This window comes from Stenotrophomonas sp. VV52 (assembly GCF_002893095.1).
GTDB lineage: Bacteria > Pseudomonadota > Gammaproteobacteria > Xanthomonadales > Xanthomonadaceae > Stenotrophomonas > Stenotrophomonas aracearum.
In genome coordinates this window covers 1-566 of sequence record NZ_PKQQ01000040.1, presented here as the reverse complement: position 1 = coordinate 566, position 566 = coordinate 1, and the positions used below count along the sequence as shown (strand labels likewise).

General features: G+C 64.8%; 1 protein-coding gene. It reads right to left on the bottom strand.

The features are described from left to right. The coding region (locus C2U58_RS19740; RefSeq protein ID WP_146033510.1) for a hemagglutinin repeat-containing protein at positions 1-566 on the bottom strand (566 nt) is incomplete at both ends.

The window sequence follows — 566 nt, the reverse complement described above, 5'->3', positions numbered from 1 at the left end:
TTGACCCGCGCGAACACACCAATCTTCAGGTCCTTGTCGCTCTGCGAGTTGTAGCCGCTCTCGTCCGCCGCGAGCAGCGCGATCTCGGCAGCGGTGATGTTGACGTCCTGCGCCGCCACCACGTTGCTGGCAATCTGGGTGTACTTGCCACCCGCGCCCAGGTTCACATTGCCACCCAGACTGCCGATGGTGCTGGCCACCTGCGAAACCATGCCGCTGTCGTCTTCATGCTGCTGGCGGTGCCAGCCAGCGAACTTCTCGGTGTCGGAGATCTGTACCGTGCCGATGGCCTTGCTGTCGGCAGTGTTCGCGTTGCTGACCGTGTCCTGCCCGCTCTGCACGGTCAGGTTGCCGGCGGCGCGGATGGTGACGTCCTTCTCTGCAGCGATGTTGGCGGCAGTAAGGGTGATGTCGCCTTCAGTGGTGGCCATGCGCACGCCACCGCCCACGGAGAGTTGGGTTCCGGTGATGGTGTCGCTCTGGCCGGTGCCGTCGCTGCGCGAGTTGTTGGTGCCGAACGGAAGGCCGCTGGTGTTGTTGGCGAAGCCCCAGCCCTTGCCGCTGCT